At 44.2% G+C, this 25,649-nt stretch carries 21 protein-coding genes and 1 pseudogene; 13 read left to right on the top strand and 9 right to left on the bottom strand.

Annotated features, from left to right (window positions below; all coding sequences use genetic code 11):
• Nucleotides 1–11: 11 nt before the first annotated feature.
• Nucleotides 12–938 (bottom strand): TIGR01212 family radical SAM protein, encoded by a 927-nt coding sequence (locus tag C4H11_RS12795; protein WP_106042566.1) that lies wholly within the window; start codon nt 936–938, stop codon nt 12–14.
• A gap of 605 nt (nt 939–1,543) precedes the next feature.
• Here C4H11_RS12795 and C4H11_RS12785 point away from each other — a divergent pair.
• From C4H11_RS12785 to C4H11_RS12750, 8 genes are all read left to right on the top strand, one after another.
• Entirely contained in the window at nt 1,544–2,572 is a 1,029-nt protein-coding gene (locus C4H11_RS12785; protein WP_106042562.1) for a hypothetical protein, read from the top strand.
• Between the two features lie 12 nt (nt 2,573–2,584).
• The gene (locus C4H11_RS12780; RefSeq protein ID WP_106042560.1) at nt 2,585–3,064 is read left to right on the top strand and encodes a hypothetical protein; all 480 of its coding nucleotides are present in this window, start codon (nt 2,585–2,587) and stop codon (nt 3,062–3,064) included.
• A 49-nt stretch (nt 3,065–3,113) separates the two neighbouring features.
• Nucleotides 3,114–3,698: a hypothetical protein gene (locus C4H11_RS12775; RefSeq protein WP_106042558.1), complete on the top strand. Its 585-nt coding sequence runs from the start codon at nt 3,114–3,116 to the stop codon at nt 3,696–3,698.
• Between the two features lie 579 nt (nt 3,699–4,277).
• Nucleotides 4,278–4,805, top strand: a complete 528-nt coding sequence (locus tag C4H11_RS14105; protein ID WP_129588317.1) for a hypothetical protein — start codon at nt 4,278–4,280, stop codon at nt 4,803–4,805.
• Nucleotides 4,806–5,112: 307 nt separating this feature from the next.
• The gene (gene istA / locus C4H11_RS12765) at nt 5,113–6,684 is read left to right on the top strand and encodes an IS21 family transposase (RefSeq protein ID WP_106042995.1); all 1,572 of its coding nucleotides are present in this window, start codon (nt 5,113–5,115) and stop codon (nt 6,682–6,684) included.
• A gap of 10 nt (nt 6,685–6,694) precedes the next feature.
• Complete coding sequence (gene istB / locus C4H11_RS12760) at nt 6,695–7,474, top strand: IS21-like element helper ATPase IstB (RefSeq protein ID WP_106040164.1); 780 nt, start codon at nt 6,695–6,697, stop codon at nt 7,472–7,474.
• 109 nt (nt 7,475–7,583) lie between these two features.
• Nucleotides 7,584–7,988: a hypothetical protein gene (locus C4H11_RS12755; protein WP_129588316.1), complete on the top strand. Its 405-nt coding sequence runs from the start codon at nt 7,584–7,586 to the stop codon at nt 7,986–7,988.
• A 65-nt stretch (nt 7,989–8,053) separates the two neighbouring features.
• On the top strand, nt 8,054–8,446 hold the full coding sequence (locus tag C4H11_RS12750; protein ID WP_125239082.1) for a hypothetical protein: 393 nt from the start codon (nt 8,054–8,056) through the stop codon (nt 8,444–8,446).
• 69 nt (nt 8,447–8,515) lie between these two features.
• Here C4H11_RS12750 and C4H11_RS12745 read toward each other — a convergent pair whose 3' ends face one another.
• From C4H11_RS12745 to C4H11_RS12710, 6 genes and pseudogenes are all read right to left on the bottom strand, one after another.
• Nucleotides 8,516–10,309, bottom strand: a complete 1,794-nt coding sequence (locus C4H11_RS12745) for an HsdM family class I SAM-dependent methyltransferase (protein ID WP_234819834.1) — start codon at nt 10,307–10,309, stop codon at nt 8,516–8,518.
• A gap of 102 nt (nt 10,310–10,411) precedes the next feature.
• A complete protein-coding gene (locus C4H11_RS12740) occupies nt 10,412–10,993 on the bottom strand; it encodes an HNH endonuclease (RefSeq protein WP_106042548.1) in 582 nt (193 codons plus the stop codon).
• A gap of 7 nt (nt 10,994–11,000) precedes the next feature.
• Nucleotides 11,001–11,618: a hypothetical protein gene (locus C4H11_RS12735; protein ID WP_106042546.1), complete on the bottom strand. Its 618-nt coding sequence runs from the start codon at nt 11,616–11,618 to the stop codon at nt 11,001–11,003.
• Entirely contained in the window at nt 11,615–13,924 is a 2,310-nt protein-coding gene (locus C4H11_RS12730; RefSeq protein WP_106042544.1) for a sensor histidine kinase, read from the bottom strand. The genes C4H11_RS12735 and C4H11_RS12730 overlap by 4 nt, the downstream gene beginning before the upstream one ends.
• A gap of 327 nt (nt 13,925–14,251) precedes the next feature.
• A pseudogene (locus tag C4H11_RS14555) lies at nt 14,252–14,453 on the bottom strand (RNA-binding domain-containing protein); the annotation flags it as partial.
• A 799-nt stretch (nt 14,454–15,252) separates the two neighbouring features.
• A complete protein-coding gene (locus C4H11_RS12710) occupies nt 15,253–15,561 on the bottom strand; it encodes a DUF6088 family protein (RefSeq protein ID WP_317046001.1) in 309 nt (102 codons plus the stop codon).
• A gap of 935 nt (nt 15,562–16,496) precedes the next feature.
• Between C4H11_RS12710 and C4H11_RS12705 the strand changes: the two genes are divergently transcribed.
• The 3 genes from C4H11_RS12705 to C4H11_RS12695 are packed head-to-tail and all read left to right on the top strand — an operon-like array spanning nt 16,497 to nt 20,775.
• The gene (locus C4H11_RS12705) at nt 16,497–18,707 is read left to right on the top strand and encodes a S9 family peptidase (protein ID WP_106043426.1); all 2,211 of its coding nucleotides are present in this window, start codon (nt 16,497–16,499) and stop codon (nt 18,705–18,707) included.
• A gap of 19 nt (nt 18,708–18,726) precedes the next feature.
• The gene (lipA, locus tag C4H11_RS12700) at nt 18,727–19,608 is read left to right on the top strand and encodes a lipoyl synthase (protein WP_106042539.1); all 882 of its coding nucleotides are present in this window, start codon (nt 18,727–18,729) and stop codon (nt 19,606–19,608) included.
• A gap of 48 nt (nt 19,609–19,656) precedes the next feature.
• Nucleotides 19,657–20,775, top strand: coding sequence for a hypothetical protein (locus tag C4H11_RS12695; RefSeq protein ID WP_106042537.1), 1,119 nt, complete (start codon nt 19,657–19,659; stop codon nt 20,773–20,775).
• Here the strand turns inward: C4H11_RS12695 and C4H11_RS12690 are convergent.
• A complete protein-coding gene (locus tag C4H11_RS12690; RefSeq protein ID WP_106042535.1) occupies nt 20,741–21,445 on the bottom strand; it encodes an SAM-dependent methyltransferase in 705 nt (234 codons plus the stop codon). The genes C4H11_RS12695 and C4H11_RS12690 overlap by 35 nt on opposite strands.
• A 95-nt stretch (nt 21,446–21,540) precedes the next feature.
• Nucleotides 21,541–22,398, bottom strand: coding sequence for an enoyl-ACP reductase FabI (locus C4H11_RS12685; protein ID WP_106043424.1), 858 nt, complete (start codon nt 22,396–22,398; stop codon nt 21,541–21,543).
• A 346-nt stretch (nt 22,399–22,744) separates the two neighbouring features.
• On the opposite strand from C4H11_RS12685, the gene C4H11_RS12680 reads away from it, so the two are divergent.
• Together C4H11_RS12680 and C4H11_RS12675 are read left to right on the top strand one after the other, a co-directional pair.
• The gene (locus tag C4H11_RS12680; protein ID WP_106042533.1) at nt 22,745–24,343 is read left to right on the top strand and encodes a glycoside hydrolase family 28 protein; all 1,599 of its coding nucleotides are present in this window, start codon (nt 22,745–22,747) and stop codon (nt 24,341–24,343) included.
• On the top strand, nt 24,344–25,594 hold the full coding sequence (locus tag C4H11_RS12675; protein WP_106042531.1) for a DUF4861 domain-containing protein: 1,251 nt from the start codon (nt 24,344–24,346) through the stop codon (nt 25,592–25,594).
• Nucleotides 25,595–25,649: the final 55 nt, after the last annotated feature.

The raw sequence follows: 25,649 nt of genomic DNA, 5'->3' as shown, positions 1-25,649 counted from the left end.
GTTCTTTTTTCTCACATTTCATACTTCTTGCCTTGATATGCTCCAAGTTCTTTCATTCTTTTTTGCAGCCGGTGGTTGAATTCATAATTTTTCAATCCCCAATCGGAAGCGATGAGCAGTTCCTTGGGCGACTGCGATACGAAACGTTCCAGCACCAAGTCGGGACGCAAATGTTCGATATAGTCGATGACAAGGGCGATGTATTCTTCCACATCGAACAGATGGAAATCTTCGGGGTGGCGCTCATATTCCAATGCCATGCGGGTGCCGCGTATCAGTTGCAACTGGTGCATTTTCAGCGTGGTGAGGGGCAGGCGCGACAGTGTGCCGGCCTGCGCCACAATGTCGGCCGGCGTCTCTCCCGGCAGTCCGAGGATGACGTGCCCGCCGGTAAGGATGCCGCACGAGGCGGTTCGCTCCACCGCATCTGCGGCAGCCTCGAAGGTATGCCCGCGACGGATGCGCCCGAGGGTTTCGTTGCAGGTGCTTTCTATGCCATACTCCACCAAGAGGAAAGTATGCCGGTTCATCTCTTCCAGATAGCGCAGCAGGTTGTCGGGCATGCAATCGGGGCGTGTGCCGATGACCAACCCTACCACTCCGTCCACCGACAAGGCTTCCTCGTACTTACGTTTCAGGCTCTCCAGTTCTCCATACGTATTGGTATAAGCCTGAAAATAGGCCAGATATTTCATTTCCGGATACTTGTGGGCAAAGAACAGCTTTCCTTCTTCCAACTGCTGCGTGACGGATTTCTCCGTATGACAATAATCGGGGTTGAAAGTCTGGTTATTGCAATACGTGCAGCCGCCATAGCCCTTGCTGCCGTCTCTGTTAGGGCATGTGAAGCCGGCATTCAGCGATATTTTCTGTACCTTGTAAGGGAAATAACGTTTCAGGAACAAGGGAAATTCATTATAAAGATTCATTCTATCCATAATGCGCAAAGATAAGAATCTGTTTTGAATTTATTTCAGCTTTTCAACGGTTTGACACGATTGGAAGCACATAAAAGAAGCAGCCATCTTACCTTCACACCAACCAAGTTCCTACCATGTTCTTATCATGTTCTTATCATGTTCTTTTGGAGACGCTCGCTATAGACAAGAAGAAAACAAGAAAATGATAAAAGCGCATACCCTCTGTGAAAGACAGAAACAACTTCTATTCGATGACTTTTCCCGAAAAGGGGTAACTCATATCAAGTTGTTACCCCAAATACCGGACGAATCTTCTTCTTTAATGGAAGAGCCGTTTTTAACTCCTGCAATAACAATAAATCAAGAACAAATTGAAATATTCAAATTAAAATCTTATATTGGGCAGAAACACTATATAATCACTAAAAGCAAAATATGAAAAAGACAATCAACCAAAAAATCTCTGTTACTTTAGCTTCTGCAAACCTTCGATGATAATCAGCTGAAGGTTATACCACAAACAAATTTACTGCTATGCTGTTAGCATTCAAAAGAATATATGTATTTTTGTATCCAACCCGCAGAAATTTAGATTTTTACAGAAACAATAAAATGATGAAGCGATGGAGACCGTGGTAGCTAAAATTATATTTATGCCGGAAATAGAATACATGTATGATAATGAAAACAGACCGGGTACATGCCCGATCTGTCATAACACATTAGAAAAAATACCGGATGTTCATTACAAGGTCGAAAAAAAAAGAGCCGATATATTGTGCACATACGACGGATATTGTATTGTTACAGAGAAGTTCAAAGAATTTTGCAATGAAAACAAGTACCCCAATATTACTTTTATAGCACTTACAGACTCTATCGGATACTACTTTTTTATGCCGCATGACATTTATAAATTGGATTACATCCACCGTAAAACTCAATTTTTAAATAAAAGAGAATGTTGTGGCAGTTACGACGAAATCATCGGAGCAACTCCCGCATACAAACTTTCAAGCTTTTCTACCGAATCTGATGATTTTATCAATCGGTCGGAATATCTTTTTGGAACTAAAGGATGTAAGGATCCTCTCATTATTATAGGACTAAAAACGCAACAAAAGATGAAAGCATTTGGTTTGAAAGGAATAGACTATAAAAACGTTTATTCCATTGAAATGACTTATGGGAAACCCAAACCCATGGAAGATGTGACCCTGCAAGATATGCAGGAAAATCCAATCTGGGTATTTGCCTTGGACGAAGAAGAGAATGAGAAAATAGACGAAACTTGGCAAAAACCGGTATTGAATTACGACAACGTGACATACGAACTCGTCGAAGCGTATATTCTGATGAAAAGTACCGACGGGCAGTATGACGTATCGGCAGATCTGGATATCGAAGAAGAAACGCTGGACGACGTCACTTATTGGGATTTCGAGCAAGAAGACTGGGTTCCAATCGAGAATATCGAGAATTACAAAGAGCTGCAATTCGTTGCTATTCCTAAAATAGAAAAAGAAGCCGGCGTCATTTTCGGATTTGACGATACGAAAAATAGGTTCAGCTCTATAAGAAGTCAGGCACAGCCAAAGAAAAAGCGAAAAGGCGTGTTTTCTTTCTTTGCATCGCTGTTTAAAAGAAAATAATTCAGAATAAAAATGCAGGAAAGTTCGATTCGGAATAATATAGTTTTGTTTAATATCGCCCTTAAGTATAACATTATAGATATCTCCACCATAACTTCTTGGGCTGATGATTATATTCTGAATAATGAAATAGATGTAAACCATTATTTCATTATTGAAATATCTTGGGCTCATACGAAAGAACGTATCCAAGAGATTTTAATGGATGAAATTTATAAGAGAGAAATAACTAATCTGAAAATTCGGGGTAACTTATTCTTTCCACTTTTGAGTTTATACGATTTATCTTCTGACACGAACTTCATATTCATTATAAATAAATTATTGGCATTGGCTTTAGATAATGAAGTAGAATTTTCAGAAAAAGAAATAGAATTAATCTACTATGTCGACGAGTGTAGAGATGAATATCTTGATGGGGTCATGAGTTTCGAAGAGGCTTTAGAAAATTTACTTTTACTTTTATCAGAAAAACTGTCCATCAAGTTTTGAATTGACTCAAGCATGTGGGCATTATGTATGATAATAAGCACAAACCGGAATGAACAAAATGGAAGAGAGTAGCTATTGCAAAGATGATATTTATGAACTTATTCATAAACTCATTGCGGGAGAAATAAATGAAAATGATTTTTCAGACGAATATTATGTTGCTTATATTTATTATAGCGATTATTGGAATACCTCAGGAAACTTAAACGAGACGGAGTTGTCGCTATTCAATCAATTAGCCGAAACAGCTAATAGCTTAGTTTCATTTGCAGAAATAAAACTCAGCTACAATGAAGTTACGATACTAAAAGAGAGATTGAAAAGTAAAGCCATACAAATCTCAAAGAAAATGTTCATACCTAATCTTTTAGAACAATACTTTTGTGATAAAATCAGTACTATAAACTTTTGTAACAAATTCTACGAATGGTATGATATGGGCATCTATAGAGATGAAACGGATCAAAACAAAAGAATATGGTTTGATGAATTAAGTATAATAGCCGGACGATATTCAGAGTTCAGTGAAGATCATAAGATAGCTCCAAAAGTTTACACTACAGAAGCTGAAATAAAAGCAAAAGTAAAAGATATTCTACAACTCCTTCAAACAAATTCATCGCGATGCTGTTAGCATTCAAAAGAATATTTGTATTATTGTATCCAACCCGCAGAAATTAGATTTTTACAGAAACAATAAAATGATGAAACAATGGAGACCGTGGTAGCTAAAATTATATCTATGCCGGATATAGAATACATGTATGATAATGAAAACAGACCGGGCACATGCCCGATTTGTCATAACACATTAGAAAAAATACCGGATGTTCATTACAAGGTCGAAAAGAAAAGAGCCGATATATTGTGCACATACGATGGATATTGTATTGTTACGGAGAAGTTCAAAGAATTTTGCAATGAAAACAAGTACCCCAATATTACTTTTATAGCACTTACAGACTCTATCGGATACTACTTTTTTATGCCGCATGACATTTATAAATTGGATTACATCCACCGTAAGACTCAATTTCTGAATAAAAGAGAATGTTGCGGCAGTTACGATGAAATTATCGGAGCAACTCCCGCATACAAGCTCTCAAGTTTTTCTACCGAATCTGATGATTTTATCAATCGGTCGGAATATCTTTTTGGAACTAAAGGATGTAAGGATTCTCTCATTATTATAGGACTAAAAACGCAACAAAAGATGAAAGCATTTGGTTTGAAAGGAATAAGCTATGACAATGTTTATTCCATTGAAATGACTTATGGGAAACCCAAACCCATGGAAGATGTGACCCTGCAAGACATGCAGAAAAATCCAATCTGGATATTTGCCTTGGATGAAGAAGAGAACGAGGAAATAGACGAAACATGGCAAAAACCGGTATTGAATTACGACAACGTGACATACGAACTCGTCGAAGCGTATATCCTGATGAAAAGTACCGACGGGCAGTATGACGTATCGGCAAATCTGGATATCGAAGAGGAAACGCTGGACGACGTCACTTATTGGGATTACGAGCAAGAAGGCTGGGTTCCAATCGAGAATATCGAAAATTACAAAGAGCTGCAATTCGTTGCTATTCCTAAAATAGAAAAAGAAGCCGATGTTATTTTCGGATTTGACGAGACGAAAAATAGGTTCAGCTCTGTAAGGAGTCAGGCCCAGCCAAAGAAAAAGCGAAAAGGCGTATTTTCTTTCTTTGCATCGCTGTTTAAAAGAAAATAATTCAGAATCGTAGAAGGATGCTAAGAATAGAGGGTAAACGGATAGAAGCAGTAGATTTGGATTATCTTAAAAGAGAACCTGATGTAATTATTAATACGCTGAATTTTGAGTTGTATTCAGGCTTGTGGAAAAGCCACTCTACTTTGACCCTTTTGGCCAAACAGGATTGCCCACCTTGGCCATAATATGATTGCCCCTTTTGGCCAAAATAACATTAACCACTTAGTACAAGTGTCGTTAGAGTTTTTTTTGTGTAGATTTGAGAACCCGAGTCCTGGTGTAAGGGGTAATAATAAAATCTATGCAAATGAATAAAAGAATCAAGAACATTTTAAGATGTTATGCGGCAGGGATGGGTATCAAGGAAACGGCATCCACGTTCCATACTTCCCGTAACACTGTCCGCAAGTATGTCCGTCTGTTCCTTTCAAGTGGGAAAAGCATCGATCATCTTCTCTCCCTTTCCGAGGAGCAGTTGCATGAGATGTTTGGCGGTACGGAATCCCGACGTCGGGAGCCTTCTTCCAAAAGGATTGAATTAGAGGCTTTGCTTCCCGGATATGTATCCCGCCTGACACGCAAAGGGATGAGTGTCAGAAAACTGTTTAAGGAGTATCATGCTGAATATCCTGACGGTCTTCAGCTGTCTTCCTTCAAGCGGGCAGTCCGCCAGTACAAGTTCCACATCAAGGTCGTCGGCCATGTCGAGCACTATGCCGCCGACCAGATGTATGTTGATTTTGCCGGTGACAGGCTTGAAGTTGTCGATGAGATGACAGGCGAGACGAAGAAGGCCGAGGTCTTTGTCGCTGTCCTGCCGTTCAGTCATTATACCTACTGTGAGGCCGTATGGTCACAACGCAAGGAAGACCTGATAAGGGGATGTGAGAACGCCATGCAATATTTTGAGGGTGTCCCGGCGGCCATCGTTCCCGACAATCTGAAAGCAGCTGTCACACGGAGCGACCGTAACGAGCCGGTCATCAATGATGATTTCGCCGCCTTTGCCGAGCATTACGGTTGTGCGGTCTATCCTGCCCGTGTACGCCACCCCAAGGACAAGGCCCTGGTTGAGAATACCGTGAAACTTCTCTACCGTTCCGTTTACCTTGACATAGAGGGGATGACATTCTCCAGCCTGGACGGTCTCAATACCGCCATCCGTATTTCCCTGCTTGATTTCAACGAAAAGGTGATGGCCGGTCGGGAGGCGTCACGTAAGGAGATGTTCCTGCGTGGAGAGAAAGACTATCTCCGTCCGCTTCCTAAGAAACGCTACGTGATGAAAGAGAGAAAACTCATGACCGTGGGCAAGAACTCCTACGTCTCATTGTTCAGGCACCATTACAGTGTCCCGAAGGAATATGCAGGAAGGCGTGTGACGATTCTCTATGATGCCGATACGGTGGAAATATACTGTAGCATGAACCTTGTCGCCATCCACGACCGCTGTGACATACCCTACACCTATTCATGGAAAAAGGAGCACAACCTGCCGGGGCACTATGGTCCTTATGACAAGGATCTTGAGGAACTCTTCCGACGTGCCTCGGAAATAGACAATATCGTATTGAATTATCTCCGGGAAGTGGAGCGTGTCATGCAATATCCTCCAAAAGCGTTCAGATCCTGTCGGGGCATACTGACGCTGGAGAAAAAATACGGCCGTGACCGTTTGGTCGCTGCCTGCGCCTGCGCAGAACAGAAGCTACAATACGGGTATCAGGCCTTACGCGAGGTGCTTGAACTGGGAGAAGACGCGGATTTCCTTCCTGATGAGGACGGGAGGATACAGCCTGACATGACATCCCCGACACCACTGACCCACAAGAATATACGTGGACGTGACTATTACAGAAAAGACAAACAGGAACAATAAAGCTAAAATTATGGAAATAAATAATAAGACAGCTCCCGTAACGGGACAACAAGACCAGAACACCATATCACTGGATTTGATGAGCCGCATGAAATTACACGGTATGGCGGAGGCTTTCAGGGAAAGCCTTGCCGGCACCACTCCACAGTCCATGACCGCGGACACCTTCCTTTCCATGCTCCTTGCACGCGAATGGGATTACCGTGCCCAGGCTGCCATAGTGCGGCTTACTAAGAATGCGGCGTTCCGATACAAGGCTTATCTCGAACAGATTGACTATGCCACAAACCGGGGCCTTGAGCGCAATCAGATGGAACGCCTCGCCACCCTTGACTTTGTACATAAGGGGCAGAACCTCTTCATTACCGGCTCTTCAGGTACAGGGAAAAGCTATCTGGCATGTGCCCTTGGCCACGAGGCATGCAAAAGGGGATTCCGTACTTTCTATGCCAATGCACCCAAACTGCTTGGTGCACTGAAGGTTGCCAAAGTCAAAGGTACACTTGAAACTGAGCTCAAGAAGATTGAGCGTTGCCAGTTACTCATCCTTGACGACCTGTTTCTTGTACCTCTTGATGCCAAGGAACGTCCCATCCTGCTCGAAATTATTGAGGACAGGCATGAAAGGAAATCCACTATCATAACCTCGCAGTACCCATCGTCCAACTGGTATGACATGGTTGGTGATCCGACAATAGCCGACGCCATCCTTGACCGAATCATTCATACGGCCCATACCATTGAGTTGTACGGTGAAAGTATGCGCAAGTTAAGGTCTAAGAAAAACTAGAGAATCAAAAGGATAAAATAAAATTGACCCCTATCACCAGGACTTTAAAGGGGCAATCATATTATGGCCAAGATGGGCAATCCTGTTTGCCCAAAAGGGTCAAAGTAGAGTGGCTTTTCCAGGCTTGTCCATTAAACAATCTATTATTGATAGGCTTGACCTACCGGCTTTTCTCTTTCATTCAGAAGTAGTTATTCGTGATTGCATCATTAAAGAGGTACAACTCTCCTATTGTTGGTTTATAAATGGACTGGAATTTACCAATAATACTATTCTGCAAGAAGCGACTTTCGAAGCCGGAGGACATAACAAAAAGCCGTTCATAATGAAAGAAAATATATTCCACGGCTTTCTGAATTTCTTCGATTGTCAATTTGGAGATACCGTTTATTTTTCCAATAATACTTTATTAGAAGGCTGTAATTTGTTAGGAAATAAAGGGGAAGGATATGAAACCTTATTCGATAATGGAATTATTCAGAATGGAAACACAGGAAGGCTCGACATGGAATAAAGACAAAATAATTATACAAAAGAGACAAGAAAATTAGGAGGAAACAAATGGTAAAAGAAGTAACTATGAAAAAAATAATCAATCAAAATATAGTTTTGTTTAATATCGCCCTTAAGTACAACATTATAGACATCTCTGTCATAACTTCTTGGACTGATGATTATATTCTGAATAATGAAATAGATGTAAATGATTATTTCATTATTGAATTATCATGGACTCATACGAAAGAACGCATACAAGAAATATTAATGGATGAAATTTATAAGAGAAAAATAACTAATCTGAAAATTCGGGGTAACCTATTCTTTCCCTTTTTGAGTTTATACGATTTATCTTCTGACACGAATTTCATATTCATTACAAATAAATTATTGGCATTGGCTTTAGATGATGAAGTAGAATTTTTATTACAAAATTATTTGCAAGTCGTTTTATATCAAAGACTTGCACTTTAAACGGTAGAAAAGTGCCGACGTGGATTCTTGAGGATTCTTCAAAGAGAATATTTAACGTTTTTAACTTTATCAAACACGAGTGAGTGATAATCTATATTTTTCTTTTAACCAGTGCTCTTTCTCATTCTTATCATCTATTTCAAGCAACTCATCTTCTTCTACACTGGTAAACTCTGGTATTCCAAAATGCTTGATATCAACACCACTTAAAGAATAATAACCTGATGCGTAGGGTTTCCCATTTTTTTTGATATAACTCCAGAATATCTCACTTTCTATAACAGACTTCAGGATTCTGAGCTTCCGTTCATCATCACTGACAAACGCTAGCCCGTTGTACAACATTAAATCTGGGGCATCACATATAACACACTTCAAAGCCATGTTAGCAAACTTGGGAAAAAACAACTTATACCTTGGCATCACCAGCGACTGCGTTCTACCAAAGGCATACCATTGAGGATATTTGCTGATATCTCCCTTATCTCGACCAAACAAGACCTTTTTTTTTGCCTTAAGATAAGCGAATGCTCTCGGAAATCGACGTTTCATTTCATCTGGCTCATACACAATAGCGCGGCCATCTTCAATATAATATGGAAAAATCACCTTCTCCACAAGTGCGTCAATGTCATCTACCGTATTGAGCTTATTCGGATTTACAACATCACGACATATTTCTCTCTCAATACGAAAACCATCATGAAAATAGTATCTATCATCCTCTTTTTCGGGTCTGAAAATATACGTTTCATTACTAAGCGTTGCTATCCCATGACGCGATGGGCAGTAATCTTTTATCTGTATGCCCGTTGCCTCTATCGCTGTTGTTGTCACAAAATCATTCAGTGTCCATCCTTTATTATTGTCCAGCACATTGAGTGGTATAATATTGTAATTCACAGCTCCTGGTAATTCACTATTCTCATCTACCGCATATCGTATTGTTCTCGTTCTATCAGCTTTGTTCAAGAAAAAAAGGCAAGTATAGGTGTTTCTCGACTCAAAAACCTGATATCCCCTAAAATCAATAATGGATATAGAATAACCTTGATTAGAGAGATAGAATCGCAACGCTCTTCCATTGACTGAACGTAGAAAAGTATTCATTGTAATGTAGCCCATCCGTCCGTTATCAGAGAGCATTTCAAGAGCAATCTGAAAGAAGGGGATATACAAATCGGGATGTCCTGTTCTACATACTTCATATCGTTTCAGTTTTTCAAGCGTTTCATCGGTCAGGTTCCGAGAACATACGTATGGCGGATTTCCTATAATTACATCAAAATTTCTGTACCTTCCGTCCCAACCATCCTCCCTGACATCCAGACTGTCCCTACATATCAAGTTAAACTCGAAATCTTCATCTTCTCCCCCTATTAAAGCCAACAGGCTCAATAGAATTTTAGTCCTTTCAATCGCGTATGGCTGTATATCTATTCCATAAATGTTTTCCCGGTAGATTTCTGAGTATGGCTTCCCTGTCTTTTGATGGATTAATAGAGCCATATCCATCAGAAAACCTCCACAACCACAAGAAATATCTGCTGCATGAATCTTCTGCAGTTCTTCAATAGTCATATTGTTCAAACAATTTGCAATAATCGCCTTCCTGATTCGTATGGGAGTATATATGGCTCCCGTTACGATTCGGTCTGCTGGCGACACCACAAACTCAAACAATTGCACCATTGTTTCCAACGTTATATCTTTCCCAAAATCCGAAATGACACGTCTGCAAACTTCTTGATGAATTGAATTCTCATTATCACTATTTTTAATGACAAAGCGGGAAAGAAAGCCTGCACGGGGTTGTGCGACTCCCCTCACTTCCAGGTATGCCGACACAAACAAACGATTCACTGTCAATTCGTCTGCCGGGACATGATGTCTAAGATACGTCAAAGTATGGGACTGAGAACAACGCATTTTAATCCGAATAAATAAGGACTCGCATATTAAGAATTAGCCGAAGTTAGGTATGCCCCGAAGTTGCTCCTCAAAACGCCTGTAACAGTCATTTAGAGTTCTTATTCTCTTCAATTCTTCAACGTCCGATATATCCAGTGATTCAGTTCTTGCAAATTCTTTACGTAACATCTCCAGCGACCATTTCAGTCGATGAATCGGATTACCTAATGTCAAAGCTTTCCACATCCAGGCACCCAACTCTGTTTTGCTCTTGATAGAGCCGTCCGAAAGACGGTCAAATTGTACAGCATAGTCTGCTTCGCAAGGATCAATCCATCCCTCTTTGCCATCATTTGGCTTGGTCACATCGCCTGTCGGCCATTTAGTCCGCTTGGAGTTATTGCACGTACGACAAGAATAGACAAGGTTGGAATAATCATGCTCTCTTTCTGATGCCAATGTTTTAGGTACAAAGTGGTCTATCTCATAGAACGTTTCCCTAAAATAATCATGATCTCCACAATATCCGCACCTCTGGTGAAAATCCTCACGCAAAAGAGGCTTATAATCCTGATATTTCTTCCCATCCGGCGCATTGTCTCTACGGGTGGGTGTAATCTTACGAAAGTCTCCCATCACTCAACTACTTTTTATGCTTTTCAACAATGTTTCTTGCCAACGACAACATCTCGTCAATGCCTTTCAGGGTTCTTGTATTAATCAGGATTCCCCTTGCCGAAGAGTCCAAATCCAGTTCAGAGAGATACATTTCTGCATCATACCTGTCTGCTTCTTCTTTATCTGAAAGTTTTTCTCCGGTGGCTATCTTTTCCTGTAAGACACAAATGACGTCTTCACTCTCGGCCTTCTTTTTTTCGTAAATAACCGCTGCCGAATCTATCATGTGACAGAGTTTCTTCAATTCCTCAGCACTATTGAACATTTCCTTCCCTCTGATTGTCTGAACTTCTGTACACTCTTGAATGGCATTGTCCTCGTAAGATGTGATGATAATCACGGGGAAATGTCTATTGTGCTTATGGATTTCCCTAACCACATCATCTCCTGTGTAAGCCACCAGGCCACTTTCATTGAGACGGTAATCTATCACGGCCACCTGACTGTTGCAGACCTCTCCCCAAATGTCCGTAACATTTTGAGGGAGCACTTCGGGAATGTAAATATCATATTTATCCGAAAGAGCGGCATGAGCTGTTGACTGCCATCCAGCCTCCTCGTCAATATAAGCTACTTTTATCATTTCTTTTTCAATTTAAAAATAGTTCTTATTCCAAATCCTTTCTCAACAGGGAGTACAGCTATCGTGGAATCATTAAATTTTTCCACAACTCCTTTTGCTATGAACAGTCCCATACCTGTCCCTATCTTGTTGTTCTTATTATCCACAATAGAGGTCTCAAAGGCATTGAAAATCACATCGGGATTATTCTTGTATTCCGATGCTAACCCACTACCATTGTCCAGAAAATCAATAACGGCATAGCCATGATCACTGACAACATTCAAGTTGATAATCTTGTTTAACTCTGGCGACCTCAAGAATGCGTTGATGGAGTTTGACACGAAATTGTTATACACACTGTCAAGATCCATTTCATATGCATCAAGGCATGCACCTTCCATTCCAGATATGTTCGGTATCATCTTGATGTTCTTCTTAGACAGACTCGGCTCCCACGCCCTGACGAAATCCTCGAAATAAGCGGCAAGGTTGATTTCTTTCCAGTCCCGTTTACTTCGCTGGATGGAATGAAGCGAATACAATAGCCAGTTATAAAGCTTTTCATCTTCACCTTTCATTGTGTCCAGTTCTTTGTATGGGTTATTAAACCTCATACCATCAAATTGTTCTACAGGAAGATATCTCGTAAGAATGGTCCTAAGCAGTGAATTCCTTGAGAGCAGGCGCAACATCACACTCCTCAATTCATGCGTATATGTGGCAACAGAAATCCCCATGCTTGCCAAACCGCGAATCATGGACAGTTCCGCTTCCTTGGCATCAAGTTCTTCTTCCAGTGACTGATAACTCTCTGCCAGAGTTCTCAATTTCAAGGCCTCTTCCGACCGTCCTTCTCTACTAAGCGACATCGCTTCCTTTGCAATGTCTTTGGCCTTCATTGTGTTTGGATGCTCCTTTCTGAACTGGTCAGACAGATTGAACATAATGTAGTTACGATCCTCTTCGAACACTGCTATAATTTGTATCAGCAGGTTTTTAAAAAGCTGAAACTCATCATTCTCCTGAATTCCTTCTCGACTTGACTTATCTTCGAAAGCCGTATTGGTCAATCTTGAAATATTAACCACTCCCGATATCTGATTAGGACGTATTCTGTAACCTCCTATTTTCTGTCCGGCACCTCCAGGGCTTTGTGCCTGTCTGCGTCCCAGGTCCAGCCAATCGTTACCATTCTCACCGTAAGGCCTTACCCTGAATTCATCCCTGAAAATACGAACTCCGCCAAACTTATCAAGCCAACTCTTTCGTGCTGCACTGTCTATTTGGTTATAAGGATACTTCTTAGCACCATCTCTTTCCCTGTCATCCGAAATGGCATTCTTTATGAAAAAAAACGTGAAAGTAAAAGGGCCAACACTTGAAAGAAGGTTTGATGACACCGCTTCGTTTACCTCAATCGACTTCTTTATCGTCTTGGATCTAAAGTCCTCCATCCGGTATGGATTGACCTGCATAGTTTTTCGACTGAACACACTCGCATACCTTGTCTCTAACAAAGAAACATTTAGTTCATTTCTCTCAATAATGACATTGATAAGTCTTTTTCCATCAAAAGCTGCATCAATCTTATAATCATAATCTGAGTATTCTGCTGGGAAAATTTCACCACTCCATGTTAAATCTCGCAGATTATACAAATACAGTGTGAACAATGATTTCAGGTGTTCCGGGACAAGCATCTCCAGATTCCCTAACAGACTGTTCAAATCATCTTCAGTCCATTTGTCTCTAAGATCCGAAATACAAAGCACTGTCCCGTGAAACTCGTTAAAGCATAGCTTTTCTGCGACAGGTAATTTAGTTAAGCCATATGCCTCAAAGATTGATTCAGCCTCACCATGACTACATTCACTTACCGTTGCAGTTATGTCAGACAGTATACTTGCCTTGTCGAACTTCGACCAATCTACTGACCATCTATAACCCTGAGAGTTTGATTCCCCCGTAAAAGTAACCATTTCAGCCTTTGTACCAAGTCGATTCAATGCAAACCGCCCAATTCCCTTGGCGCCGCTCTTTACCCTACGCTTTCCGCTGGTCTTTGCATTAACTAATTTGTCGTCAGTGCCAATAGTCATCCAGTGGCGCAGAATTGTTTCCTGAGTCATGCCCACCCCGTTGTCTATAATAAACAACCTAGAGTCTTTTTGCGAATCACGTATATCAGCGACAACAACGCACACATCAGCATCAGCATCATAGGCGTTTTTAACAAGCTCCACGATGGCACCTTCCGCATTAGCGAAATTCTCCATGCCAATGAGCTTGGCAGTCCTCGCAGATATACTAAACGGTACTTCCATATTCTTTTTCTAATCTTCTAATTTTCAAAATCAACATATTTTGCCTTACTTTGAAATAACAACCTTTTTCTTTAGCCTGTTGCTTTTATTCGCATTTATTACACCTTCTTAGCTTTCTAAGTATAAACTCTCTCTCTTTATCCTTCCTCACCGACAACACATCCGACACCTAACGGTCTGTTATTGTCGGAGACTCCTTGATGATATTTATGATTTTTCTGCTGACAATTAGCGACTTTGGTCTCCGACATTCGTAGTGCCGGAGGAAGCAAAGATGATGCCCTGGAATTGCGAGACAGTAGATTTGAACTTGAGCCTAAAATAGTCCTTATAATCTATGGCCTTTTTCTTATAGCATATATCATCAAGTCCCTTAACAATACCGTCATTGTCAATGCCTAAGAGTAGTGAGCCACCCAAACCATTGGCGAAAGCACTCACACTTTTAAGCCAATTATTAGGCTTTTCTCTTCAACATTAACTTGAAGTCGTATGCGGTACATTCTGCTATCAGAGCCTTTAATTCCATCTTATATAAATTCTCGTTTATTACTTTGCAAAGGTACTCATTTTTACCGAAAATCTATCATTTAGGTCTAAGTAATTGGCTATCAACAGTCGAATGAGTTATGAAATGCAGTAGGTAATGATTTAGCGACCTATCTTCTGCAATGATATACAACGCTTTGCATAACTCGAATAACCTATTGCAAAGGTAATATTATCTACGGAGAAAGACGAAACTTTCTCCGTTTTTTTTCTGACGGCTCTCTATTCAGATAGCTGAGTCTATTTTTTCGTCTTATTACTCGTTGTTGTAGCAGTCTTACTTGTGAAGACTGCCTTTCATTTTTTCGCTCTGTCCTCTGCGGTGTTCCTCTCCACATTCCACCCTATGTATTCGCATCGGGATCGGTTGTTCGTTGTCAGCGGCAAAGGTAGTTCCGAGCTTTCACGGACAAAAAAGGTCGAGGTGGCAAGCCGTTACGGCGACAACCTCCACACTTCCATTTCATTGCAAGTAGTATTCTCGCCGTAAACCTTGTTCGTCCTAAGCCCTACCTTTTTACGCCTCTGAAACGAAAATGACCGACCCGACGGAAAGACGCAAAAAAAAATGTCGGAAACACGAGGACAGAGAAAATGAAAAATGGAAACTTAACTCCCTCACCTCTGGAATCCGCATAAAATCAAAAAAATCAGACAAGATGAAACTGAGATACAAAATATCAATTTGGGTGGCACTTGCACTCGCAGGCTCTCTCCTTTGGGGCGGAAGCGTCTGGTTTTGGCTGGCAGGGACATGTGTGGGAAAACTCCTCATTCGGCTACTCCTTACCATCGCTTTGTGTGGATAATCCTAATTTGTTAAGCGCATAAGCTCCTGTCGGAATGACACGCGCATTGTCCCGTTGCGCTATTTTTAAGGCAATGGCATCTAAGGATGGCTCTCGTTGCGTACCATCCCACTTGTCATATGTAGGTATATAGTAAATACCTTTTGCAAAGCGACACAACTTTCCATTGCGGCACAAACGGCTTAATCCCGACCGTACTGCATCGGGAGTGCCGCACGTCGTGAAGTCGTCAGGGATAAATATTGTCCCCTCCTTTGCATGTTCCACAATATCGTACATCGCCTTGTAAGAACTGTTTGCACCCATAATTGTAATTTTGCCACAAAGTTAATGTTTTTTTGTGTCATCCCATAATTCCACATGGAATTTATTTACTCTACCTGTTGGTTGAATTAATACCGAGTGATTATCAAGAAGCATTCCTTGCGAGAGATATCTGTAGGCGGGGTTTGGTATATATATCTACCGTGCTACATCTATATTTCCGGCAGGCTGCATCTATAGTTCCGGATGAGGGCATCTATATAGCGAGCCGGAGCAAGGAGAAAAACTCTCTAAGAGGTAAATGTTTTTCTTTTCTTGAAAGACTTCGGGATTGGAAATGCATGGCGTATCTTTCACATAATCGGTTTTTATGGGGAGCGAAATAGTACGGACCTTGTGCGACAACTCGGCACGAACCGACGAGCGACTGCCTGCCGACTGCTTGCCAACTCCGAGCCGACTCGGAGTTGGCAAGCAGTCGATGAGCTACCCCAAAAGACCATAACACTCAATATATCAACAATTTAGCAGTTCTTTTTCCCTCGCGCGCGCGAGAAAAGAGAAGAAAAGAATAGAAAAGACCTCCCCCATATCCCTCATTGTGAAGTGCATCCCAAAAAAGTTGGAGGTGGAGGAGGTGAAGGCAGGCCTGCGCCCACACTTTATGCACCGTAACATGAGGGCGGAGCGAGGCTAAGGTGTGGGCTTACGGACGGTAAAGTGTGAGGTTACGGGCAATGACATGCGAGCTTACGGACGGTGAAGTGTGGAGAAACTTTCCGAAAACCATTCGCCATACAATAAATCTTCGTAACTTTAGCCGCTGAAAACATTGCGGTAATCGCTTAAATGGCATGGTTCAATGCCATAAGCCTGCGAATGGTATCGCTATGTCGCTAATATTCAGAAAAATAATTTTATTATACCGAATTTACGTTATATTGATGGATATGAAAAAAATCTGCTGTCTCCTCCTTTTCTGCCTCTGCACATTGGCAAGCCTTGCCCAAAACGGCAAAGCGCTTGACCTGAAAGAAATCGTATCGGGCAAATTCACGCCCAAGAACATTTCAGGCGTCATCCCCATTCCGGGCGACGGCGAACATTACTCGCAGATGAATGCCGACAGAACGCAAATCATAAAATACTCTTTCAAAACGGGAAAGCAGGTGGAAGTGTTGTTCGACGCCGCCACCGCACGCGAATGCCCTTTCAAAAGCTTCGACAGCTACAGCTTTGCTCCCGACGGCAGCAAACTGCTTATCGCTACGGAAAAAACCCCCATCTACCGCCATTCCTATACGGCAGTGCACTACATCTACAGCCTGAAGCGCAACCTCGACGGACGGATAAACAACGTAGTGGAAAGGCTTTCGGACGGAGGCCCGCAACAAGTGCCGGTGTTCTCGCCGGACGGTAACCAAGTGGCTTTTGTGCGCAACAACAACATCTTCCTCGTGAAACTGCTTTACGGCAACAGCGAAAGCCAAGTGACGGAGGACGGCAAGCAGAACGAAGTTCTGAACGGCATTCCCGACTGGGTGTATGAAGAGGAGTTCGCCTTCGACCGTGCCTTGGAGTTCAGCGCCGACAATCAGATGCTGGCCTTTATCCGCTGGGACGAGAGGGAAGTGCCCTCCTACTCCATGCAGCTCTTTGCCGGACAGTGGCCCCGCCTCGCCCCGTTCGCAAAGTATCCGGGAGAATATGCGTATAAATATCCCAAAACAGGTGAGGCCAACTCCAAAGTATCGGTACATACCTTCGACATCAAATCGAAGGTGACCCGCAAAATAAACGTACCCGTAGAGGCCGACGGATATATTCCGCGCATACGCTTCACGAAAGATCCTGACAAACTTGCCATCATGACCCTGAACCGCCATCAGAACCGGTTCGACATGTACTTTGCCAACCCGCGCAGCACCGTAGCCAAATTAGCCCTGCGAGACGAAAGCGATACGTACATCAGCGAAGACGTATTCGACAACATCGTTTTCTATCCGGAGAACTTCAGCTTCGTAAGCGAAAAAAGCGGCTACAAGCACCTATACTGGTACAGCATAGGCGGCAACCTGCTGAAGCAAGTAACCTCCGGAGAGTATGAGGTACGCAAGTTTCTGGGCTACGATGCCGAAGAGGGCAGCTTCTACTTCAGCAGCAACGAAGAAAGCCCGATGCGCACTGCAATCTATAAAACAGACCGGAAAGGGAAAAAAATAAAGTTATCGACACAAAGCGGAACAAACAGCGCTCAGTTCAGCGCCAACATGAAGTACTACATGAACCGTTACTCCGCACTGGACACACCTACCGTCATCACCCTGAACGACAACACGGGCAAGACACTCGCCACCCTCATGGACAACGCCGCCTTGAAACAGGAGATTGCCAATTATGACATGCCACGGAAAGAGTTCTTTACCTTCCGGACCACCGACGGCACCGCACTGAACGGCTGGATGATGAAACCGACCGGCTTCTCTGCCGGGAAGAAATATCCGGTACTGATGTACCAGTATAGCGGTCCCGGTTCGCAACAAGTAACAGACAGGTTCAGCGTCAGTTGGGAAACCTACATGGCATCGCAAGGCTATATCGTGGTGTGTGTAGACGGACGGGGCACCGGCGGACGGGGTGCCGACTTCACCAAGTGCACCTACTTGAACTTGGGAGTCAAGGAAGCCAAAGACCAAGTGGAAACGGCCCTCTACATGGGCAGCCAACCCTATGTGGACAAAAACCGCATCGGCATTTGGGGATGGAGTTATGGAGGATACATGACCATTATGAGCATGAGCGAAGGAACGCCGGTGTTCAAAGCCGGAGCAGCCGTGGCCGCCGTGACCGACTGGAACTATTACGACACCATCTACGGCGAACGTTTCATGCGCACTCCGAAAGAGAACGCCGAAGGCTACAAAGCCGGTTCGGCCTTTACCCGCGCCGACAAGCTGCACGGCCGGCTGTTACTGGTGCATGGCATGGCCGACGACAACGTGCACTTCCAGAACTGTGCGGAATATGCCGAAGAGTTGGTGCAACTGGGCAAGCAATTCGACATGCAGATCTACACCAACCGCAATCACGGCATTTACGGAGGAAACACACGGCTTCACCTGTACACGCGGCTGACCGACTTTTTCAAAAACAACCTCTGATACCGATACGAATAAGGATATGCCGGAAAGAGTACGCAAGCCTGAATGGCTCAAAATAAGCATCGCCGCCAACGAGCGATATGCCGAGACCAAACGCATCGTCGAATCGCACTGCCTGCATACGATTTGCAGCAGCGGCCGTTGCCCCAACATGGGCGAATGCTGGGGAAAAGGCACTGCCACCTTCATGATCGGAGGGAATATATGCACGCGCAGTTGCAAGTTCTGCAACACACAAACCGGAAAGCCCCTGCCGCCGGATGCCGAAGAGCCTACGCATGTGGCAGAATCCATTGCCTTGATGAAACTCGCGCATGCGGTAGTCACTTCCGTAGACCGTGACGACCTCCCCGATCTGGGGGCATCGCATTGGGCACGCACCATCAGGGAAATCAAACGCCTCAACCCCAAGACAACCGTGGAAGTATTGATTCCGGACTTTCAGGGACGAAAGGAACTTGTTGAGCAAGTCATCAACGAACGTCCGGAAATCATTTCGCACAACATGGAAACCGTGCGCCGCATCAGTCCGTTGGTGCGCAGCGCAGCCAAATACGAAACCAGTCTTGAAGTGCTGCGGCAAATAGCCGGAAGCGGCACCACAACCAAATCGGGCATCATGGTAGGTTTGGGCGAGACCCCGGAAGAGGTGGAGGAACTGATGGACGACCTGATAGGAGCGGGTTGCCACATACTGACCATAGGGCAATACCTGCAACCCACGCACAAGCATTATCCGGTAGCGGCATATATCACGCCCGAACAATTTGCCCTTTACAAAGAAATCGGACTGAAGAAAGGATTCCGTCAGGTGGAAAGCGCGCCTTTAGTGCGTTCTTCCTATCATGCGGAGAAGCACATCTGCCCCGCACAAAAAAAGAATGAAGGAAGAAACATTTGATACGCTCGGTTGTTATGATGTAAAGAAGAGAAAGAAATCATACAACGAATGAGGAGTCAAAAAATTCTATCATACAAATTCAACCTGTCGCTGGGATTCATACCTGTCATAATAACCTTTGTGTTATGCGAAATTATGACACAAGAGGATGCCATCTATATAGGTGCGGGGATAGGTGTCGTTCTCAGCATGCTTGCCTTGCGGAAAAAAGACTATAAGATTCCGCAAATCATACTGTACAGCAGCACCGCAATGCTCCTATTATTGGCAATAGCCACACTGCTCATCCCCCATTATTGCCCCCGCTCCATGTTCCCCCTCACATTGGAGATTTGCGTCGTCATACCGCCGCTCATCATATACTTCAACCGGAAACGCTTTCTGCGGCATCAAACGGAGCAAGCACAGAAGTGCTGCAAACCGGTTTTTATGCAGGGAGCGGAGGCTACCGTCGTGTCTGCACGGGTCATTCTCCTCATCGCTCTTCTGCATTTCCTGATTATTCTGTGCGCCATGCTGGTAAGTCGTCCTTTGGGAAATGCCACCCGGCATTTGCTGTTCAACGTGGCTCCGCTTCTCGTATTTATTCTGGGTATCCTGTTCAACCAGTTCGGCATTCTCTATTTTAACTCACTTATGAGGAATGAGGTCTTTCTACCGATAGTCAACATGCGGGGAGATGTCATCGGGAAAGCATTGGCTTCGGATGCCGTAAGCCGGAAAAACAATTATATCAACCCGGTCGTCCGGATTGCCGTCATGTCAAACGGCATGCTGTTTCTCCTGCCTCGCCATCAATGCTGCGCTTTCGAAAGAGGTAAAACAGATTTATTGCTGGAAGGTTATCTGATTTACAAAGAAACCTTGGAGGAAGGGGCAAAGAGGATACTGAAGGAAACATTACCCTCTGCCCCCGCGGAAGAATTGCGTTTCAACTTCGTATATCACTTTGAAAACGAAACGACCAACCGGCTGGTCTATCTCTTTACACTCGATTTGAAAGACGATTCCATCCTATGCAATGACAACTTCAAAGGCGGGAAATTATGGACACTCCGGCAAATGGAAGATAATATGGGACAGAACTTCTTCGGCAGTTGCTTGGAACATGAATACGAAAACCTGAAAGATATTATCTATACAAGAGAAAAATACAAGGAATCTTAGACAGGTCGGGAGTGCGGCCCTGCCATTCCTTCACGGTTTTGGTTTTGATATATTCCCCCTCGCAAGTAATGTTTGCCGCAATACAGAGCTTGGTTTGCGGGCGGCAATTATGAAGGATGTCCTCTATCATCTTGTTGTTACGGTAGGGCGTTTCGATGAAGAGTTGTGTCTGATGTTCATTGTATATTCTCTGTTCCAACATCTTTATTTTTTTGGCGCGCTCCGCCGGCTCTATGGGAAGATAGCCGTGAAAGGCAAAACTTTGTCCGTTGAATCCGGAAGCCATGACAGACAGGATAATGGAAGAAGGCCCTACCAACGGAACCACTCTCAGGTTTTTGCGTTGGGCAATGGCTACTACATCGGCACCGGGATCGGCCACAGCCGGACAACCGGCTTCAGAAATTACTCCCATCGGCTGCCCTTCTATCAACGGTTTCAGATAACCGGATATCTCTTCGGGAGATGTGTGCTTGTTCAGCGTATAGAACGTCAACGCATCAATATCCGTTTCCTTATCCGCTTTTTTCAGAAAGCGGCGCGCAGAACGCACATCCTCCACTATAAAATGACGGATTCCCGATATCACCTCTCTATTATAAGACGGCAATACCGTGTCTATGGACGTATCGCCCAGGGTGACGGGCAAAAGATAAAGTGCGGGTTCCATTTGGGTAGAAATTAGAGAATAGATTTAGACGTTAGAAAATAGAGAATAGAAATATCCAAAGTCTAACGTCTATCTTCTAACGTCTAATAAAAAAATCATCCGTAAATGATGTTTCCGTTTTCGTCCTTATACTCATCCAGACCTTTCTCATAAGTGGCCATGGCGCGAAGGCTCATGCCTACACTGGAGAAACCGCCGTCGTGGAACAGGTTCTGCATGGTCACCTTACGGGTAAGGTCGGAGAACATGACGATGCAATAGTCGGCACATTCATCGGCAGAAGCATTGCCGAGCGGAGACATACGGTTGGCAAAGTCGAACAGTTTGTCCATACCTTTTACGCCGGCACCGGCCGTTGTCATGGTAGGCGACTGTGAAATGGTATTGACACGCACATGGTGCTCGCGTCCGTAGATGTAGCCGAAACTGCGGGCAATGGACTCCAACAACGCTTTGGCATCTGCCATGTCGTTGTAACCGTAGAATGTACGTTGTGCAGCCACGTAGCTCAGTGCAAGGATAGAGCCGTACTCGGCAATGGCGTTCAGCTTCTTGGCTGCCTGTATCATCTTATGGAAAGAGATGGCAGAGATATCCAGCGTCTTGTCCAGCATATCATAATCCAAATCGTCATAAGTGCGTTTCTTGCGCACATTGGGCGACATGCCGATGGAATGCAACACAAAGTCGATTTGTCCGCCCAGCACTTCCATGGAGCGTTTGAATACATTCTCCAAATCTTCTACACTCGTTGCATCCGCAGCAATGACCTCGCAATTCAGTTTCTCGGCCAGTGCGGATACTTCGCCCATGCGCACGGCAACGGGGGTATTTGACAAGGTGATGGTTGCACCTTCTTCTACTGCTTTTTCTGCTACTTTCCAGGCAATGGACTGCTCGTTCAGAGCACCGAAAATAATGCCTCTTTTTCCCTTCAATAAATTATAACTCATACCTATATTTACTAAAAATTCGGTTGCAAAGATAGGAAGTTTCCGCATATTTCTGCATAAAAACCTCAAAAGTGTGCAAAAGAAAGAGGTAAACGACAAAAAATACACCAAAACCAACAAATAGTGCACATCGTTTCCGCCGAAGCCCGATACATTTGCAACCGGTAATTAAAGAGGTTTTTTCATAATATTTATTTAAGGTTAGAATTAGGTTAACATGAATCAACTTATTATTTCTTCCGCAGGCCACCCGTGAGGGCCGCTTGCGGAGAAATGATAAAACCTCTCTTCGGTTACGCCTCCCGCAATCTCGGTAATTTTATAATTTAATAATATAGTATCGCGAATGAACACACTTATCAAAAAATGGTTAGTGATTACTGCCTTATCGCTCCCGTTGCAGCCTGCACAGAACATCGCATCGGCACAATGCGGAAATCATATAGACGAAGCTATCTATGAGAATCTGCCATTCGATATGCCTAAAGTGGAACAACCCGTATTTCCGGATTATTCGGTAAATATCCTGCAATTCGGCGCAAAAAGCGATGGCATTACCCTCAACACGAAAGCAATCAACGATGCCATAAAAGAGGTAAACATGCACGGAGGAGGAAGGGTTATCATTCCCGAAGGGCTGTGGCTGACCGGTCCTATCGAACTGTTGAGTAATGTAAACCTTTACACGGAAAAGAATGCATTGGTGGTATTTACAGACGACTTCGATGCTTATCCCATCATAAAGACCTCTTTCGAAGGGCTGGAAACACGCCGTTGCCAATCGCCCATCTCGGCATGGAATGCTGAAAACATAGCTATCACCGGTCATGGTGTATTCGACGGTTCGGGCGACAGTTGGCGCCCTGTGAAGCAAAGCAAGCTCACGGTTTCCCAATGGAATGCGCTGGTAAAATCGGGCGGCGTGGTAGACAAATCGATATGGTATCCCACTGCCGGCTCATTGAAAGGCGCATTGGCTTGCAAGGACTTCAACAATCCCGAAGGCATCGAAACCGATGAGGAATGGAACGAGATACGCCCGTGGCTGCGTCCGGTGCTACTGAATATCGTCAAGAGCAGAAAGGTGCTGTTAGAAGGAGTAACATTCAAGAACTCTCCCAGCTGGTGCCTGCACCCGCTGTCGTGCGAACACATCACCATCAATAAAGTGAAGGTGTTCAATCCGTGGTACTCGCAAAACGGTGATGCGCTGGACCTGGAATCGTGTAAAAACGCCCTTATCATCAACAATATTTTTGATGCCGGCGACGATGCCATTTGCATTAAATCGGGAAAAGATGAGGACGGACGCAAACGCGGAGAGCCTTGCCAAAACGTAATCGTAAAAAACAACACAGTGCTGCACGGGCATGGCGGTTTCGTGGTGGGCAGCGAGATGTCCGGCGGGGTGAAGAATATCTATGTGTCCGATTGTACTTTCCTCGGAACGGATGTAGGGCTTCGATTCAAGAGTACCCGTGGCCGGGGCGGTGTGGTGGAAGGCATCTATATCAATAACATTCACATGATTGATATTCCTCACGAACCGTTGCTGTTCGACTTGTTCTATGGCGGCAAAGGTGCCGGCGAGGAAACGGAGGAGGAGCTGGCCGGACGCATGCGGGCAAGCGTTCCGCCCGTGACGGTGGAGACACCCGCTTTCCGTGACATTCATATTTCCAATATCATCTGCAAAGGGGCGGGGCGTGCCATGTTCTTCAACGGACTGCCGGAAATGCCTATCAAGAATGTCACTGTGAAGAACGTCACTATCAGCGAAGCTAAGGAAGGAGTAGTTGTCAGTCAGGCAGAAGGAATAATCTTCGAGAATATCCGCATCGAGACAAACGGGGAAACGCTGGAGGTGAAAAGCGCAAAAGCCTTGAAAGTGAATGGTAAGAGCTACAAGAATATCGATGCCAAAGGAATCAGATTGAGCTTTTAAATGAAAACTGCTTCACTCATCATCTTTGTCTGGCTGTTGTGCAGCAGCTATATGTATGCACAGACTGCCCCGCAAACCGCCGCATACTCCATAGAAGTGGTCAATTCTTGGGACAAAGCCCAAACGGATGTTCCCATAGTCATCAAACTGTCCGAACTGAAAAGCAGGTTTCGTATACAGTCGGCCGTAGTAAAAGATGGAGATGTGGAAATACCGTCGCAATTGGACGACCTGAACGGTGACTCGAAAGCCGACGAGCTGGTCTTCGTCATCGACATGCCCGCCAATGGCAGGAAAGTACTTTCCGTGACATTCTCGGCCGATAAAACCGCCAAGGTTTATCCTGCACGCGTATTTGCCACCATGCTGGTGCGCGATGCAGGGAAGCAGAAACATGCACCGGTACAATCAGTCACAGCACCCGGAACGACTGACTTCTATAACATGCTGTATGGGCACGGGCCGATGTTCGAGTCCGAATTGGCAGCCTATCGTATCTACTTCAACCCGAAACAGACAGTAGACCCGTACGGTAAATTCAAGAAAGGATTGGAACTCGAAGAGAGCCGGTTTTACCCTACCGACGAGCAGCTTGCGCACGGTTTCGGCAACGATGTGCTGATGGTAGGAAACAGTTGCGGCATCGGCACGCTGAAAGGTTGGGACGGCACTAAGGCCACCCACATCGAGCCGGTAACCTTCCGCACGGAACGTATCCTTGCATACGGTCCGGTACGCACCATTACCGACGTGGAGGTGAAAGACTGGCAATATCAAGGCAAAGAGCTGACAATGACCAACCGCTACATTCTCTATGCAGGACACCGGGACTTGCTCGTGGAGACTTTCTTCGACCAACCTCTGGAAGAAGAGACTTTCTGTACCGGCGTTCAGAACATCATGGGCGGCGAAACCCTCTCTTATTCCGACCATAAGGGGCTGATTGGAAGTTGGGGAAGATACTGGCCCGTGACCGACACGGCGAAATACGCCAAAGAGACGATAGGCATTGCCACCTACGTTCCACAAAAATACATCCGCGAGGAAGTGACTGACAAGGACAATTTTCTCTATACGCTTTCAGCCCCCGGCAGCAACCGCTTCCACCATTACACCATGTTTACTTCCCACAAGGAGTCCTTCGGGTACGCTACTCCGGAAGCATGGTTCGCCTATATGCGAGAGTGGAAGGAGGAACTGGAACATCCCATAAGCATCTCTTCCCTCACCCTGCTTTCTTTACAAGAGTAGAAAGAAAAATCAGAAGACTCTGCTTTCATCAAATAAATAAAACTTCAATCAATTA

Source organism: Bacteroides zoogleoformans (assembly GCF_002998435.1).
Lineage (GTDB): Bacteria > Bacteroidota > Bacteroidia > Bacteroidales > Bacteroidaceae > Bacteroides > Bacteroides zoogleoformans.
This window is presented reverse-complemented; position numbering and strand designations above follow the sequence as displayed.

Excerpts from the sequence above, each read along its gene's own strand:
- C4H11_RS12795 (WP_106042566.1), bottom strand. The coding sequence starts at position 938 with ATGGATAGAATGAATCTTTATAATGAATTTCCCTTGTTCCTGAAACGT.
- C4H11_RS12785 (WP_106042562.1), top strand. The coding sequence starts at position 1,544 with ATGGAGACCGTGGTAGCTAAAATTATATTTATGCCGGAAATAGAATAC.
- C4H11_RS12780 (WP_106042560.1), top strand. The coding sequence starts at position 2,585 with ATGCAGGAAAGTTCGATTCGGAATAATATAGTTTTGTTTAATATCGCC.
- C4H11_RS12775 (WP_106042558.1), top strand. The coding sequence starts at position 3,114 with ATGAACAAAATGGAAGAGAGTAGCTATTGCAAAGATGATATTTATGAA.
- C4H11_RS14105 (WP_129588317.1), top strand. The coding sequence starts at position 4,278 with ATGAAAGCATTTGGTTTGAAAGGAATAAGCTATGACAATGTTTATTCC.
- istA (WP_106042995.1), top strand. The coding sequence starts at position 5,113 with ATGAATAAAAGAATCAAGAACATTTTAAGATGTTATGCGGCAGGGATG.
- istB (WP_106040164.1), top strand. The coding sequence starts at position 6,695 with ATGGAAATAAATAATAAGACAGCTCCCGTAACGGGACAACAAGACCAG.
- C4H11_RS12750 (WP_125239082.1), top strand. The coding sequence starts at position 8,054 with ATGAAAAAAATAATCAATCAAAATATAGTTTTGTTTAATATCGCCCTT.
- C4H11_RS12740 (WP_106042548.1), bottom strand. The coding sequence starts at position 10,993 with ATGGGAGACTTTCGTAAGATTACACCCACCCGTAGAGACAATGCGCCG.
- C4H11_RS12735 (WP_106042546.1), bottom strand. The coding sequence starts at position 11,618 with ATGATAAAAGTAGCTTATATTGACGAGGAGGCTGGATGGCAGTCAACA.
- C4H11_RS12730 (WP_106042544.1), bottom strand. The coding sequence starts at position 13,924 with ATGGAAGTACCGTTTAGTATATCTGCGAGGACTGCCAAGCTCATTGGC.
- C4H11_RS12710 (WP_317046001.1), bottom strand. The coding sequence starts at position 15,561 with ATGTACGATATTGTGGAACATGCAAAGGAGGGGACAATATTTATCCCT.
- C4H11_RS12705 (WP_106043426.1), top strand. The coding sequence starts at position 16,497 with ATGAAAAAAATCTGCTGTCTCCTCCTTTTCTGCCTCTGCACATTGGCA.
- lipA (WP_106042539.1), top strand. The coding sequence starts at position 18,727 with ATGCCGGAAAGAGTACGCAAGCCTGAATGGCTCAAAATAAGCATCGCC.
- C4H11_RS12695 (WP_106042537.1), top strand. The coding sequence starts at position 19,657 with ATGAGGAGTCAAAAAATTCTATCATACAAATTCAACCTGTCGCTGGGA.
- C4H11_RS12690 (WP_106042535.1), bottom strand. The coding sequence starts at position 21,445 with ATGGAACCCGCACTTTATCTTTTGCCCGTCACCCTGGGCGATACGTCC.
- C4H11_RS12685 (WP_106043424.1), bottom strand. The coding sequence starts at position 22,398 with ATGAGTTATAATTTATTGAAGGGAAAAAGAGGCATTATTTTCGGTGCT.
- C4H11_RS12680 (WP_106042533.1), top strand. The coding sequence starts at position 22,745 with ATGAACACACTTATCAAAAAATGGTTAGTGATTACTGCCTTATCGCTC.
- C4H11_RS12675 (WP_106042531.1), top strand. The coding sequence starts at position 24,344 with ATGAAAACTGCTTCACTCATCATCTTTGTCTGGCTGTTGTGCAGCAGC.